The following is a 14,479-nucleotide window of genomic DNA, read 5'->3' on the forward strand; positions in this document are numbered from 1 at the left end:
TCGTCCGGCAGGAACGGCGCGCCTGTGCTCGTGTCCCCTCGATGGCTCCTAGCGGTGGCCAATGAGCACCACCCCCCCCCCCCCCCCCCCCCCCCCCCCCTCCCCCCCCTCCCCCCCCCCCCCCCCCCCCCCCCCCCCCCCCCGCCGTCGCGACGCAGGCCACGATCGGTAGCAGTATGCGGGCTCGGCCGCGGCGCGCAAGCCGGTGTCGGACGCGTTCATGGCGATGGGGCAGGGACATGCCGGACTCCCCGGATTGCGGCAGGCGGCACCCCGATGTCGATCACGACAACAATGTCGGACACAACGGGGAATGGGGCGCGCCCGCCTCGTATCGGTAGCGCGAAGATCGCCTACCGGCCGGTAGGCGAATCGCGACCCGCAGTTAAACCGCTGCACATCGGGCAGGTCAAGTAACGGGCGTCACATCACGCGTGAAATAGTTCGTCTCCATTGGCCGCAACTATTTCGGTCAACTGGGAACGGATCATGGCGAACGCGTGCCCGGCACCACGGCCCAGCGCCACCGACGCCGCGACGGTCACCCGCCGAACGGGTTGGCGTCCCTGAGCAGGTCGACCAACGGCCCCAGCAGGTCGGCGACGACCTCGCGGACCGCGGGCACGAAGATGATCACGGCCACCAGCAGCGCCACGTACGGAGCGACACCGCCCCTGCGCTTCGACGCCATGCCCCACCCCCGGATGCGTTGCCGTTCCCAGCATGTCACGGCCACCGGGAGCGACCGGCGGACACGCCTGAGAGCGGCCGGAGGGCCGCCTGGACGGCGGATGCGCCCGACGCCGGCGGGAAAAACCGTCGGGGCGTTGTCGGTGCGCCCGGATATCGTCCCGACCATGACGGGCATCCGCTACCTGACCGGCGACGCGACCAGCCCTCAGGCCAAAGGCCCCAAGATCATCGCCCACCTCTGCAACAACCGGGGCGGGTGGGGCAAGGGCTTCGTCCTGGCGATCTCCAAGCGCTGGCCGGAGCCGGAAGCCGCCTACCGCCGCTGGCACCGCGAGCGGGCGCACAACGACTTCGCGCTCGGCGCGACCCAGCTCGTCCAGGTCGCGCCCGACCTCTGGGTGGCGAACATGGTCGGCCAGCACGGCCTCAAGACCAGCCGCAGCTCCGGGCCTCCCATCCGGTACGACGCGGTCCGCCAGTGCCTGCGCGGGCTCGCCGCGCACGCCGCCCGCCTCACCGCCGGCGTCCACCTGCCCCGCATCGGCACCGGCCTGGCCGGCGGCCGCTGGGACCGCGTCGAACCACTCGTCGTCAGCGAACTGACCAGCCACGACATCCCGGTCACCGTCTACGACCGGACCTGACGACCCGGTCAGGCGCCCGCGCCGCCGTCGACCGGCACGATCGCGCCGGTCACCATGGACGCCCGGTCGCTGAGCAGCCACGCCGCCACCTCGGCGACCTCGCGGGGCTGCGCCATCCGCCCGAGCGGGATCGTCGGGGTGATGCGCTCGACCAGGCCGGGTGTCGCCGCCTCCCACTGGGCGATCATCTCCGTCGCGGTGCCGCCCGGTGTGATGCCGTTGACCCGGATGCCCTGACGGCCCCAGGTCACCGCCGCCGACTCGGTGATGCTGTTCAGCGCGCGCTTCATGGCGCCGTACGCGGGCAGCTCCGGGTTCGCGCGTCGACTGCCGATGCTCGACGTGTTGACGATCGCTCCGCCGCCGCCGCGGCGCATCAGCGCGCCCTCGGCCGTCATCGCGGTCCAGTGCGCCCGGAAGTTCACCGCGAACTGCTCCTCGACGTCCTCGTCGCTGGTCGTGTCGAGCGGACCGGGCCGCTGGATCGTCGCGCCGTTGTTGAACGCGCCGTCGAGCCGTCCGTGCAGCTCCTCGACGCGGTCGACGGCCGCGCGGATGCTCGCGCGATCGGCGAGGTCCATCGCCACGGCCTCGGCGACGCCGCCGTCCGCGCGGATCTCGGTGGCGATTCGCTCGAGGGCGTCGACGCCGCGCGCGGCCAGCACGACGGAGGCGCCCTCGTGGGCGAAGAGGCGGGCCGCGGCCTCCCCGATGCCGCGGCTGGCGCCGGTGATGAGCACGACCTTGCCGGTGAGCAGGCCGATGGGTGCGCTGTCGTTGGTCATGACACCAGCGTGCGGCCGGCTACCCGACCGGAGGCAGGGACGGGTTGTACCAGGATCCGTCGCCGCGCCGCGGGCAGACTCGGGGTATGGACAAGCAGGAACTCGGGGCGTTCCTCCGCAGCCGTCGCGAGCGGCTCCGGCCGCACGACGTCGGCCTTCCCTCGGGCCCGCGCCGCCGGACACCGGGGCTGCGCCGCGAGGAGGTCGCCGTCCTCGCGCACATCTCCACCGAGTACTACGTCCGGCTGGAGCAGGGCCGTGCGCCGCGCCCGTCGGGCGAGGTCCTCGCCGGGATCGCGGGCGCGCTGCGGCTCACCGACGCCGAGTCCGACCACCTCCACGTCCTCGCAGGCACCGCGCCGAGCCGGACCGGGCGGCACCGGCGCGACGTCCGCCCGAGCATCCTCGCGCTCCTGGAACGGCTGCCGCGGACCGCCGCCTTCGTGGTGTCCGCGACGTTCGAAGTGCTCGCGTGGAACGACCTCGCAGCTGCCCTCATGGAGGACTTCGCCCGCCTCGCGCCGCAGGACCGCAACCTGGCGCGCCGGGCGTTCCCGGCCCCGGCCCACGGCGGGTCGACGCTGTACGGGATCTCCGACGTCGCGGAGTTCCGGCAGCACGTCGTCATGGAGCTGCGGGCCACCCTCGCCCGGTACCCGGCCGACCCCGCCGTGACCGGTCTCGTCGCCGAGCTCCGCGACGCCGCCCCGGAGTTCGCCCGGCTCTGGGAGCGGCACGACGTGCAGGCGGCGCCGGTGCTCACCAAGACCTTCCGCCACCCGGTCGTCGGTGAGATCACCGTCGACTGCGACTCGCTCACCCTCGCCGACCGCGACCAGCACCTCGTGCTCTACAGCGCGCCGGCGGGATCGCGTGACGCGGAGGCGTTGGCCCTGCTGGACGTCCTGGGAGCCGGGAGCTTCCACGGGGCCGCCGGTTAGGAGCCCGGCACGTGGTCGCCGCGTCGTGGCAGGACGTCGACGACCGCCGTGACCGGTCCGTGGGCGGTCGTGCCGGTGACGGTCACCTCCCCCGGTTCGTCGGTGGCGCCCGGCGGCAACGGTTGCCAGCGGACGGGGGTGCTGGTGATCTTGTCGGTGGCGGTGGTGAGCACGCGGACGGAGGCGGGCAGCTTCGGTGCGGCGCCGACGGTCGTGGCGGTGTGGACGGTGTCCTGGAGGACGTGCTCGGCGCGACTGGCGTTGAAGACGTCGATGGACGCGTGCGGCTCCCACGTGTTCGGCAGTCCGGGCACGGCCCGGAACATCGCCTGGAAGCCGGCCGGCTCCCACACCAGCACCCCGGCGCCCTTGTTGTCGACCACGTCGTTGGCGGCCTGGAACACCCGTTGGATGGCGTCAGCCTGCCCCTGGATCGTGCGGGGGAACGGCGAGTTGGGCATCGGCGAGCCGTCACCGCCCGAGGCGGGGTACGCGGTCTCGGCGATGTCGATCTTGTAGCCGGGGTGCGTCGTGGCCATGGTGTGCAGGTTGACGTCCAGCGCCTCGGGCGTGCCGTGCCACTCCGAGTAGTACGAGATGGCCAGCACATCGGGGTCCTGGCCCTTGGCCTTCACCCGGGTGAGGAACTGGTGCCAGAACTCCATGGTCTTGGCGAGGCGGTCCTTGCCGACGATCACGTGGATCTCGACCTCGGACTTCGGCGACGCGTCGCGGACCGCCTTGATCCCGGAGGCCGCCAGGGTCGTGAACCGGTCCCACGCCTCGTCGTAGAGCTTCTGCTCGGCCGGGTCGGTCGAGCCCCAGTACCGCCAGAGCAGGCCGCCGCCGGGCTGGGACTGGTAGAGGTCGGCCTGGTCGACGAAGTACTTCGGATCCGTCGTGCCGATGAGCGCCGCCTCGCTGCCGTACATGAACCCGTTGATGACCTCGTTGCCGACCGCGACCTTGTCCGGTGTGGTGCCCTGCCGGATCAGCCGGCGCAGGTGATCGGCGGTGAAGTCGTACACCGCCCGGTTGAGGTCTGCGAACTCCAACCCGGCCCAGGCGCGTGGTTTCGGCTGCTTGGCCGGGTCGGCCCACGAGTCCGCGTAGTGGTAGTCGATGCCGAGGCCCAGGCCGCGCTGCTTGATCCACCGCGCCGAGGTCAGCGTGCGCTCCGGGCCCTGGCGCGGCACCGCGGTCGGCTGCCCGGTGCTCTCGCTGCGCGGCTCGTTCCACACCCGCAGCCGGGCGTGCCGCATGCCGCGGTCCTTGACGACGTCCAGCTGGTGCGGCCCGGCGCCCCGGTCGGCGGCCAGGGGGTCGACCCAGTACTCCCGGGACTGGTGGTCGTCCACCCAGGACAGGTCCGCGCCGAGGACGAGGTCGTCACGCAGGTAGTTGAGGACCTGGAGCTCGCTGACACCGGCGTCGGCGCGGCCGGGCGCACCGGTGAACGTGAGCCGGACGAACCGCGTCCCCGGCCGGGTGAACAGGTGCACCTCGCCGCGCGACACGGCCCGGTTTCGGGACCGGTCGGCGATCGCCTGCCACCGGCGACCGTCCGATGAGGCCTCGACGACGTACCGGTGGGCCGCGCCGCGCCCGGGGAACACCACCTTGACCTTGCGCAGGTTGTCGTAGGCGCCACCGAGGTCGACGGTGAGCCACTGCCGGGCGCCGCCGCGGTCGGGGCGCCAGGCCGTCGTCGGGTCGCCGTCGATGGCCAGTCCGGCGGTCGACGAGCCGCTGCCCGCCGTCGCAGAGGACCACGGCTTGGCGGCGATGTCGCTCTCGATCGGCTTGATGTCCGCGGTTCCGAAGATCGCACCGGCCGGCGCGGCACCCGCGACCAGCCCCGCGGCCACCAGGGTGGACAGGGTCGTCAGACCGGCGAGGACGCGGGCCGGGCGCTTGGTTCTCGGATCCTTGCTCATGCGGTCGGGACTCCCACGTCGAGGCGGTCGATGTCGGCCAGGCCGTCCGCGGTGGTCGGCTCCAGCCGGATGGTGTTGCTGCCCGCGTTCAGCGAGGCGGTGAGGGACTTGGTGGACCAGGTCGTCCAGGAACCGGTGGACTCGAACGACACCGTGCCGATCGTGGACCCGTTCACCACCAGGTTCGCCGGGCGGGGCGCGCCGGTGCTGTGACCGTTGGCGAACCGGACCGCCAGCGCCGCCGGACCTGCCTGCACGGCGTCGACGGTGAACTGGACGTAGGCACCCACCGCGGCGTAGCCGTTGCAGAACCCGGTGCCCGAAAAGCCGGCCTGGTTCGAGTCGATCGTGCCCTGGCACACGGCCGGCGCGGTCTCCGCCTCGTAGCGCCGGCCTACCGGTGTCGTCCCATCAGCCCTGACGAGCGCCAGCTGGTCGACGGCGAGGTAGCCGTTGCCACTGGCGGCCCGGATGGTGACGGTGGCGGCGCCCGCGGACAGCGGGATGTTCGCGAGTTCACGGCGGGTGAAGCCGCTGGAGGCCGGGATGTTGAGCGTGCGCGAGGCGCCGGCGGCGTCGGTGACGGTCAGCTGCGCTGCGCTGAGCGAGCCGGAGGTCTTGGCGTACAAGGACATCTCGTAGTTGCCGGCCGGCACGGTGATCCGCTGCCGCACACCACCGGCGTACGACTGCCCCGCGCCGATCTGCAGCGCGAAGCGGGACCCGTTCGCGCCGGCCACGTTGGTCACGAACGAGGTCGGTCCGGATTCGCGGAAGTTGGTCCAGCCGGTCAGCGTGGAGACGGTGACGCGGTCGGCCTGGAAGTCGGGGTTGAGGACGAAGTTGTTGTCCGGTCCCACTCGCCACTCCCCCGTCGTGACGTTGAACTGCCACTGGCTCACCGAGTGGAACTGGGGCCGTGCGCCGGGCTTGGTGATCGGCACCCACTGGTTGTAGCCGATGCCGTTCCAGGCGAAGTCGGCCCAGCGGTCGCCCGCGTAGATCACCGTGTTCTGCTTGCTGCCCTTCACGGTGACGAAGAACCCGGTCTGGGTCACGTGGCTGTAGTCCAGCTCGGTACCGGGGAGGACGAACTCACTCGAGTAGGAACCCTGGACAGTGCCGCTGGTCGACTCGTTGACGTAGTTGACCGAGGTGTTCCAGCCGTGCAGGGCCGAGGCGGCGTGGTAGTACTTGCCGTCGAGCTTGAACATGGCGTTGCCCTCGCGGCCGTCGCCGCGGCGGATCTCCACGGCCGGCTCGATCCGCAGCGAGTCGGACTCCCGGAACTTGGCCACGAAGCCGCGGGAACGTCCTTCGCGGTTGGAGAAGATCAGGTAGTCCTTGCCGTCGTCGTCGGTGAACACGGTCTGGTCACCGGTGCCGGTGGTCGGCGAGTTGACGATCTGGGTCTGGAAGTAGCCGTAGGTGAAGTTGCCGGTAGGGGTGTCGCCTTGCAGGAGCAGCACCCCGTGCCCGCCGCCGACGTACACCTGGGTGGCGAGCACGTATTTGCCGGTGTTCTCGTTATAGGAGACGCCGAGCCTTCCGACCCACCCGGCCTGGCCGAGCGTGGCGCCGTTGTTGATCGGGGTGGAGCGCGTGGCGACCCGGTTCTCGAACTTCCAGTTCACGAGGTCCCTGGACGAGTACACCGGGATCGACACGAACGAGACCTCGTTGTCGTACTTGCGCGTCGGGTTGGCCCGGTAGCTCTCGGCGCCGAGGTAGTGCACGCCGTACCAGTAGTAGGTGTCGCCGAACTTGAAGACCCCGCCGCCCTGCGAGTAGATGGGGTTGCCGCTCGTGTCGTTCCAGAACGTGTTGTTCGTGATGGTCTGGAACGTGCCCTCGTCCGCGGCCTCCAGGCCGCCCGCGGCGGCGACCAGGGCCGTCTTCGCCGCGGCGGCTTCCGTCCCGCTCGCCGAGGGGTTCTTCGCGACCTCCTCCGCCGTGGTCAGCGCCTTGGCGAAGGGCTTCCAGGAGTCGGTGGTGTACTTGGCCGGGACACGGGTCCGGTAGTCGGTGACCGTCGTCTTGAGACCGTGGGGGTCGGCCGCCGCGGTGTCGACGACGGGCGCGGCCTGCGCCGCCGCCACCGCCTGCGGCAGCACTGCGGAGACGGACAGCAGTGCCGCGACGAGCATCGCCCGCCGCTTCAAGGAAGTGCGTGGTGTTCGGGTCATCTTGGGTGCCTCCGTGGATGCCTTGTGGCGTCACGCGCCGAGGAAGCTCTCGGATCCCTGTCACGAGCCAGAGGGGACTGTGAACGTGCACAGTCGATGCCGACCGAGGGTGAAAACGTTTACACCTTTGGCCTCAGCTTAGAGGATCGCCCGCCGCTGTCAACAGCGCCTCAGGACGGAAGTGCCGCTGTTGACCGAAGTTGCCGCCACGCGGCCCTGCCTGACCTCGTGGTCACGTTGAGTAAACGTTTTCACGAGGTCAGGCAGGTGTCGCAGCTGGGGGCGCTCCCGGCTAGCGCAGGGAGGACGCGAGGCCGATGCCCTGTTCGCGCAGTGCCCTGGCGACCGTCTCCGCGATGCGGGCGGCTCCGGCGGCCTCGAAGTGGGTGTGGTCGTTGCAGAAGAAGGCTCCGACCGCGCCCTGGCTGTAGTCGCCGTTGTTGGGGCACAGGCCCAGCGTGTTGTACAGCGCGATGCTGCGCTTGTGCAGGTCGATGACCGGCACCTGGTCGGCCTGGCCCTGGGCGATGGTCTCGTTCACGAACCCGCGGGTGGCCACGGCGGTCGAACCGGAGCAGCGGATCGCCGAGACGGGCGTGACGTAGATCGGTTTCACGCCGCGCGCCTTGGCTTCGCGACCCATGGTGGCCATCAGCTCGCGGTAACGGGTGGTGCCCACGTGGCGCGGGCAGTTGCGGTCGCCGTCGTTGATGCCGAACTGGATGATCAGCCAGTCGCCGGCCTGCATGCCGGTGGTCGAGAGCATGTTGGCCCAGCGCGAGGCGTAGGTGCGCGGGCTGACCACGCACTCGCCGGCGGAGTCCTTGGTGCTCTTGACGTTCGACTCGTACAGCCAGGTCTGGATGCTCCGGCCGCCGACGGCGTTGTTGACGACGGTGACGTCGTCGTTGAACAGCCGGTCGAACTCGCGGCCCCAGCCGACCGGACACGTGCTGCTGCCGTTGGCCATGGTCGAGTCGCCGGCCAGCCACACCTTGAACGGCGCGGCGGCGGTCCCGGGGCCGGCGGCTTGTGGCGCGGCGCAGGGGGCGGGAGCGGGCGCGGCCTGGGCCGGCGCGACCACGACCGCCATCGCCGCGCACACCGCCGCCGTGACCGCGAGGCACCTGTTCCTCATCGAGATCCTCATTGATCCTCCATGTCGTTGCGACGGAATTCGGGACGTCAGCGGACCTGCGTAGAGCGGATCACGCCGAGCCGGACGGCCTCGTTCAGCACCAGGTTCGACATGGTGGCCGCGCCGAATTCCGAGAAATGGGTGTTGTCGCCCTTTTCCCGGGTCAGGAAGAGGTTCTGGGACGCGGTGACGCCGAGTTGTTCGACCAGGGTGGCGGAGAGCGAGGTGAGGTCGATCAGCGGCGCTCCTTGCGCGCGGGCGACCGTCTTCATCTCATTGGGCAGGTTCACGCCGACCCCGTTGACGTGGCGCGCGGTGCCGGTGAGCCGACCGGACGAGTCGAACAGCCTGCGGACCGGCGGCGTCACCAGCACGGGCGCGCCGCCCGCCGCGCGCACGTCGCGGACCATGCGGGTGAGGTTGTCGCGGAACGCGGTGGCCGAGGTCTGCTTGTCGTTGTGGCCGACCTGGATCACGACCGTGTCGCCCGCCCGGGTCTGCGACCGCACCGCGGGGAACAGCGCCGGGTTGGACAGCACCGAACCCGAACTCTCACCGGAGTCGGCGTAGTTCGCCACCGACAGGCCTTCGCGCAGGCGCGCGGGCAGCGCCTGGCCCCAGCCGGCGTAGGGGGCGACGGGCTGGTCGCACACGGTCGAGTCGCCGACCAGGAACAACGCCGGCGGCCTCACCTGCTTGACCGCGATGGCCTCGACCGCGGCAGCGCGACCGTCGAACACCAGGGTCAACCCCGGCGTGCCGGTGCCACCCTGACCGGTCGGCTGCCCTTCGGGATTGCGCACGTTGACGGTGAGGACCCGATCGGTGAACTGGCCCACGCCGGTGTCGACGGCGGCGAGCACCCGCCGGCGGGCCTCGGCAGTGATGCCGGTGTTCGCCGCACGGGAGGAACTGCCCAGCCGCACGGTCACGTCGTAGTGCCCTGGCGCGACGTCGTAGCGGCAGGTGATCGGTCCGGTGCCGGTGCAGTTGGCCGGCGCGGCGCCCGCGGGCGCGGCACCGAGGGCGGTGAGCGCGCCCGACGCGAGCGTCACGGCCAGCGCCGCGCGGAGGACGGTCGTGAAGGTGGGCATGGGTGTGCTCCTTGCTGCGGTTCGACCGCGGGTGAGCGGGTGGGGCGCGGGCGCGCCGGAGGCCGCTCCACGTCCGGGACAGGAGGCGGTCCCGGACGTGGAGCGGGCAGGGGTGACCGGGGCGCGGCTCAGCCGGCCGAGAGGGCGGAGGACAGGATCGGCGCGAGCCGGTCGGCGATCTTGCGGTGGCCCTGGTCGTTCGGGTGCACGTTGTCCGTGGTGTCGGTGGCCTCCACGATCCAGCCCGTGGTGTCCACGAACCGCACCTTCGGGTCGTTGACGATGCCGACGGCGGCCTGCGTCTCGGGGATGAAGCGCTTCCGGAAGGTCTGCAGCGCCAGGACCGTGGCGTTCGGGTACTTCTGCCGCGCCCGCTGGATCAGGGTCACGTAGGCGCTCTGGAACTGCTCCTTGGTGACGTTGTGGCCGACGTCGTTGGTGCCCAGGTTGATCACCACGGCGTCGGCGCGGTACCGGGAGAAGTCCCAGTTCGACGCGTCGGCCTGCAGCCCGGTGCGCAGGAACCGGTCGCTCATGCCGATGCACCCGTCGGCCGCCGACACCAGGCACGCACCGCCCACCGCGATCTGGGTGTGGCCCGCGCCGAGGCGCTCGCCGACCAGCCAGCCGTAGGCGGTCAGCGCTTGCTTGGACGACTGCTGGCCCACGGTGATGGAGTCGCCGACGAACTCGATCAGCTTCGCGGGGACGGGCGGGGCGAACGTCGTCGCGCCCGCGTCCAGCTGGATGCCCCGGTAGACCGCGTCACCCCGGTAGGAGCCGGCGATCGGCCGGTAGGACACCCGCAGCGTGTGGTTGCCCGCCGCCAGCGGCGTGGGCGTGAGGTTCACCGTGCCGCTGCGGTTGACGTAGGAGACGTCCGGACCGCCGTCGATGCTGACGTAGAAGTCGATCGCGTTGCGCTGCTTGAGCTGCACCGTCCGCCCGGTGAACCCGACGGTCACGTAGGCGCCCGCCCACTCCGAGACGTACGCGGTGGGGTCGGCGGTGTTCCACCGGCCGAAGTACTTGACGTTCGGGTCGGTCGGCGCGCCCGTGCCACCCGGCGTGCCGCCGCCCAGGCGGACGAGCTGCCACTGCTGGTTGGCGCCGGAGTTGATGTCGTACTGCGAGACGCGCGCGCCGTCGGCGGTCGAGCGCTCCCACACGTCCAGCGCCTTGCCGCTGTTGCGGTTGACGAACCGGACGTGGCCGCCGTCGGTGTCCACGAGGCCGAACTGCTGGTTGGCGGCGTCGCGGTCGGTCCACTGCACCACCTCGGCGCCGTTGGCCGTCGACGCGGAGGCGATGTCCACCACCTTGCCGCTGTGGCGCGACTTGAGCCGGTAGTACCCGCCGCCGGAGTCGACGAACTGGAACTGCTGCGCGGACGAGTCGGTCCTGGTCGCCTGCACCACGGCGCCACCGTCCGTCGTGGACTGGACCTGCATCGCCTTGCCGCTGTGGCGGGCGACGACCACGTACGTGGCCGCGGTGTCGAGGGTGGCGGCCTGGGCCGACGGCGCGACCGGTGCGAGCGCGACCGCCGCGACCGCGGCCACCAGCACGGACCGCACGACCGCACCGCATGACGACAATGTCATGTACGTGCCTTTCACCTGGAGTTGGCACAGCGGCGGAGCCGCCGGGATGAGAGGACATTTCCGGTGCGATAGTCGCGCCGATTTCCCACCGCCGTCAATGGCCGCATCTCGTATGGGAGCGGACCGTCGAATATTCGACGGAGTGGCGTATTGCCTTTTCCGGCACGTCCGCCATCCGCACTAGTGGACAAACAGGTCAGCACTCGACGAACCGGTATGCACAGATAGCCCGACAACCCGGACGCCGCGCCGTGGAAAGCGCTATCCAGGTCGTGGTCGCACACCGGTCCGACCGCGACGCTACGAATGCCGCCACCCCGGTGTCAACAGCCCGGGCGAAAAAGTTTCGCTCGCGGTCCGGGCATCGCCCGAACGGTCCAGCAACGGCGACCACCTCGACCGCGAGACGTCACGAACCGCCTGCGCCGCCCCGGGTTGCGCCACCCGGGACATTGTGGACGGAGGACGGACCGACCGACGTTGATCGGTCCACGCCCGATCGGGCACTCCCGTGTCGCAGTTCTCGTCGAACGTTCGACGAGAAGCCGCCGTTCGCCTCGGTGGCGCTCCACCGGACGGCGGATCGACTGGGAACGTGCACAGTACTTTCGGAGGCTGATGTACAGCAATACCAACACACTTGACGTGTTTACATATGTGACACGGCTCGCTACTGTGCACGTTCACAGCCGCCTGCCGCCTTCCCCTCGCGGCACCTCCCATCGGTCCTCGTGTCAGGTGCCATCCCCCTGCACCAAGGAGTCAGCCATGACCATGCAACGACGGACGTTCCTCGGCGCGAGCGCGGCCGGAGCGGTCGGCGTCGGCCTGTCCCTGCTCGGCGTCGGGCAGGCGTTCGCGGATCCCGCGCCCTCCACCACGTATCCCCTGGGCGTGCGCCGGTACAACTGGACCCGCGGCAGCCGCCCGTGCACCACCTACGTCTACTACCCCGCCGCCACCGGCACCGTCGGCGGCGCCCCGGTCACCGACGCCCCCGTCGCCAACGGCGTGTTCCCGGTCTACAACTTCACCCACGGCTACAGCAGCAGCCCGCAGAACTCCCTGTTCATCATCCGGGCCCTGGCCTCGGCGGGGTTCATCGTCCCCGCCCCGCACTTCAACCACAACTTCGCCGACGTCAACAACGGCAATACCTCCAAGGACGTCTCGCAGATCCTCACCAACACCCTCGCCCTCAACACCAGCGGACCACTCGCCGGGCACATCGACACCGGCATCGGCGTCGGGGTCTCCGGCCACTCGCTGGGCGGCATGACCACCCACGGCCTGCTCACCTCCTGGCCCGACAGCCGCATCGTCTCCGCCAACCCGCAGTCCTGCGTGGACATGGGCAACCCCGCCGGCTCCGTCAACGCCAAGGTCCTGTTCGTCCACGGCGACCGCGACTCGACCACGCAGTACTCCTCGGCCCGGCAGGCGTACGCGGAGCTGACCTGGCCCAAGGCGTTCCTCACCTTCGTCGGCGGCAGCCACACCAGCTTCTGGAGCGACCAGCGCTTCCCCAGGACCGTCGTCGACTGGGCCCGCTGGACCATGTACGGCGACACCGCCGCCCGCGACCGCCTCCCGGCCGATGCCTCCGGATCCAACACCCGCTGGGAAGCCCAACTCGGCGACACGCCCGGCGGCCCGGTCGCCTACACCCTCACCGCCCAGCACAGCGGCAAGGCCGCCGACGTCAACGAGGCCTCCACCGCCGCCGGCGCGCGGCTCGTCCAGTGGACCACCAACGGCCGCCCCAACCAGCAGTTCGAGTTCGTCGACCTCGCCGACGGCCACGTCCGGATCAGGGCCCGCCACAGCGGCCTGTACCTCCAGGCCGCCGGCAGCGGCTCCGACGTCACCCAGCAGCCCGACACCGGCGCCACCGACCAGCACTGGCGGGTCGTCGACCACGGCGGTGACGTGATCAGCCTCGTCAACCGGCGGTCCGGGCTGGCCATGGACGTCTGGGAACACTCCACCGCCGACGGCGCCCGCATCTCCCAATACGCCTACAGCGGGGGTCCCAACCAGCGCTTCGCCCGCCGCCGCGCCTGACGCGGGACCCGCTGCCGCAGCGACGACCCGGCTGCGGCAGCGGGGCGGCCAGGCTGGTGGTCAGGCCGTCGTCCTACGCCGGTTCGCGCCACCGTGGCAGGTCCATAGGATCAGCACGGCGCCGTTGGCCGTCGAGGCGCAGTCCGGAGTGGACGTTGCGGACCGAGGGCCAGGGCCGTGACGCGGGCGTGCTCCTCAGGCGCTGCCGCCGCGTACGACCTCGGTCGGCACGAGGAGGCCCGCGTCGTCGTCCGGACCTCCCTCGACCTGGCGCAGGCAGCGGGCGACCAGCTCGCGCGAGATCCGCTCGACCGGGATGCGGGCGCTGGTCAGGGTCGGTTCGGTCGCCAAGCCGACCGCGCCGCCGTCGAACCCGGTGACCGCGACGTCCGAGCCGACCCGCAACCCGAGCGAGTGCGCCACGTTCACCACCACCGCGCCGACGGAGTCGCTGCCGGTCACGATGGCGCTCGGCGGGTTCTTCCCGGTCAACAACCTGCGGGCCCGGGCGCGGATCCCCGCGTCCGTGCCCAGGTAGACCGACGCCTTCGGCACGCGCAGGCCGTGCCCGGCCACCCCGGCGGTGAAGCCCTCCAGCCGTTCGACCTTCCAGTACTCGTCGCCGGCGAGCCCCAGGTAGGCCAGCCGCTCGTGCCCCTCGGCCACCAGGAGGTCCACGATCGGCCGCACGCCGGCGACGTTGTCCACGTCGACCCACCGCTGCGGCAGGTCGGGCGCGAGGCGGCCGAAGCAGGCGAACGGCATGCCGCTGTCCGCCAGGAACCTGGCCCGCTCGTCGTCGACCCGGGACTCCGACAGGATCATCGCGTCGACCGCGCGCCGGGCGACCAGGTCCTTGAACACGCCGAGCGGGTCGTCCCGGCGGTGGGTGAACACCAGCACCTGGTGGTCGACGTCGGCGGCGGCCTTCACCAGTGCTTGCAGGAAGTGCAGGGTGAAGCCCTGCATGGTCTCCAGCTGCTCGCCGAAGATGTGGTAGCCGAGCTGCATCGTCCGCCGCGACCGCAACGTCTGCGCGGCTCGGTTGGGCTGGTAGCCGAGCGACCGCATCGCCTCGGTCACGCGCTCGAACGTGACCTGCGAGTAGTACGAGTCGTGCCCGTTGAGGACGTTCGACACGGTCTGCCGGGACACGCCCGCCGCCGCGGCCACGTCCACGATGCTGATCCGCCGCCCGCCACCCCTGGACGCCCGCCCGCCTGCTCCCACGCCCACATGATCCACCCATCGTGACGACGGTCGCAATCGACCCCGCGCCGGGGGGGGGGGGGGGGGGGGGGGGGGGGGGGGGGGGGGGCGGAACGGGGGGGGGGGGGGGGGGGGGGGGGGGGGGGGGGGGGGAGGGGGGGGGGGGGGGGGGGGGGGGGGGGGC

11 protein-coding genes are annotated in these 14,479 nt (G+C 71.3%); 3 read left to right on the plus strand and 8 right to left on the minus strand.

Features of this window, described 5'->3' with window-relative positions; genetic code table 11:
* Positions 1-541 precede the first annotated feature (541 nt).
* Positions 542-691 carry a hypothetical protein gene (locus tag ACZ7GX_RS42930; protein WP_498786172.1) on the minus strand — a complete coding sequence of 50 codons (150 nt, stop codon included), beginning with the start codon at positions 689-691 and terminating at the stop codon, positions 542-544.
* 166 nt (positions 692-857) lie between these two features.
* On the opposite strand from ACZ7GX_RS42930, the gene ACZ7GX_RS42935 reads away from it, so the two are divergent.
* Entirely contained in the window at positions 858-1,337 is a 480-nt protein-coding gene (locus tag ACZ7GX_RS42935) for a macro domain-containing protein (protein WP_498786175.1), read from the plus strand.
* Positions 1,338-1,345: 8 nt separating this feature from the next.
* Here the strand turns inward: ACZ7GX_RS42935 and ACZ7GX_RS42940 are convergent, their stop codons facing one another.
* Positions 1,346-2,122 carry an SDR family NAD(P)-dependent oxidoreductase gene (locus ACZ7GX_RS42940; RefSeq protein ID WP_498786177.1) on the minus strand — a complete coding sequence of 259 codons (777 nt, stop codon included), beginning with the start codon at positions 2,120-2,122 and terminating at the stop codon, positions 1,346-1,348.
* An 86-nt stretch (positions 2,123-2,208) separates the two neighbouring features.
* Here ACZ7GX_RS42940 and ACZ7GX_RS42945 point away from each other — a divergent pair, with 86 nt between their 5' ends.
* Positions 2,209-3,063: a helix-turn-helix transcriptional regulator gene (locus ACZ7GX_RS42945; protein ID WP_498786179.1), complete on the plus strand. Its 855-nt coding sequence runs from the start codon at positions 2,209-2,211 to the stop codon at positions 3,061-3,063.
* Here the strand turns inward: ACZ7GX_RS42945 and ACZ7GX_RS42950 are convergent.
* The 5 genes from ACZ7GX_RS42950 to ACZ7GX_RS42970 form a co-directional block, all read right to left on the minus strand.
* On the minus strand, positions 3,060-5,000 hold the full coding sequence (locus ACZ7GX_RS42950; protein WP_498786181.1) for a glycosyl hydrolase 53 family protein: 1,941 nt from the start codon (positions 4,998-5,000) through the stop codon (positions 3,060-3,062). The two genes, ACZ7GX_RS42945 and ACZ7GX_RS42950, sit on opposite strands and share 4 nt — an antisense overlap.
* Positions 4,997-7,147 carry a CBM35 domain-containing protein gene (locus ACZ7GX_RS42955; protein WP_498786183.1) on the minus strand — a complete coding sequence of 717 codons (2,151 nt, stop codon included), beginning with the start codon at positions 7,145-7,147 and terminating at the stop codon, positions 4,997-4,999. The genes ACZ7GX_RS42950 and ACZ7GX_RS42955 overlap by 4 nt, the downstream gene beginning before the upstream one ends.
* A gap of 331 nt (positions 7,148-7,478) precedes the next feature.
* The gene (locus ACZ7GX_RS42960; protein ID WP_498786185.1) at positions 7,479-8,324 is read right to left on the minus strand and encodes an SGNH/GDSL hydrolase family protein; all 846 of its coding nucleotides are present in this window, start codon (positions 8,322-8,324) and stop codon (positions 7,479-7,481) included.
* Between the two features lie 47 nt (positions 8,325-8,371).
* Positions 8,372-9,418 (minus strand): rhamnogalacturonan acetylesterase, encoded by a 1,047-nt coding sequence (locus ACZ7GX_RS42965; protein ID WP_498786187.1) that lies wholly within the window; start codon positions 9,416-9,418, stop codon positions 8,372-8,374.
* A 128-nt stretch (positions 9,419-9,546) separates the two neighbouring features.
* Positions 9,547-10,995, minus strand: coding sequence for an RICIN domain-containing protein (locus tag ACZ7GX_RS42970; RefSeq protein WP_498786189.1), 1,449 nt, complete (start codon positions 10,993-10,995; stop codon positions 9,547-9,549).
* Between the two features lie 795 nt (positions 10,996-11,790).
* Between ACZ7GX_RS42970 and ACZ7GX_RS42975 the strand changes: the two genes are divergently transcribed.
* The gene (locus ACZ7GX_RS42975; protein ID WP_498786191.1) at positions 11,791-13,086 is read left to right on the plus strand and encodes an RICIN domain-containing protein; all 1,296 of its coding nucleotides are present in this window, start codon (positions 11,791-11,793) and stop codon (positions 13,084-13,086) included.
* A 195-nt stretch (positions 13,087-13,281) separates the two neighbouring features.
* Here the strand turns inward: ACZ7GX_RS42975 and ACZ7GX_RS42980 are convergent, their stop codons facing one another.
* Positions 13,282-14,316 carry a LacI family DNA-binding transcriptional regulator gene (locus ACZ7GX_RS42980; protein WP_498786193.1) on the minus strand — a complete coding sequence of 345 codons (1,035 nt, stop codon included), beginning with the start codon at positions 14,314-14,316 and terminating at the stop codon, positions 13,282-13,284.
* Positions 14,317-14,479: the final 163 nt, after the last annotated feature.

It is taken from the genome of Actinosynnema sp. NPDC037264, from assembly GCF_055603705.1.

Bases quoted from the DNA above. Each gene is read 5' to 3' on its own strand.
- ACZ7GX_RS42940 (WP_498786177.1), bottom strand. From the start codon at position 2,122: ATGACCAACGACAGCGCACCCATCGGCCTGCTCACCGGCAAGGTCGTG.
- ACZ7GX_RS42965 (WP_498786187.1), bottom strand. From the start codon at position 9,418: ATGCCCACCTTCACGACCGTCCTCCGCGCGGCGCTGGCCGTGACGCTC.
- ACZ7GX_RS42930 (WP_498786172.1), bottom strand. From the start codon at position 691: ATGGCGTCGAAGCGCAGGGGCGGTGTCGCTCCGTACGTGGCGCTGCTG.
- ACZ7GX_RS42950 (WP_498786181.1), bottom strand. From the start codon at position 5,000: ATGAGCAAGGATCCGAGAACCAAGCGCCCGGCCCGCGTCCTCGCCGGT.
- ACZ7GX_RS42935 (WP_498786175.1), top strand. From the start codon at position 858: ATGACGGGCATCCGCTACCTGACCGGCGACGCGACCAGCCCTCAGGCC.
- ACZ7GX_RS42955 (WP_498786183.1), bottom strand. From the start codon at position 7,147: ATGCTCGTCGCGGCACTGCTGTCCGTCTCCGCAGTGCTGCCGCAGGCG.
- ACZ7GX_RS42960 (WP_498786185.1), bottom strand. From the start codon at position 8,324: ATGAGGAACAGGTGCCTCGCGGTCACGGCGGCGGTGTGCGCGGCGATG.
- ACZ7GX_RS42945 (WP_498786179.1), top strand. From the start codon at position 2,209: ATGGACAAGCAGGAACTCGGGGCGTTCCTCCGCAGCCGTCGCGAGCGG.
- ACZ7GX_RS42975 (WP_498786191.1), top strand. From the start codon at position 11,791: ATGACCATGCAACGACGGACGTTCCTCGGCGCGAGCGCGGCCGGAGCG.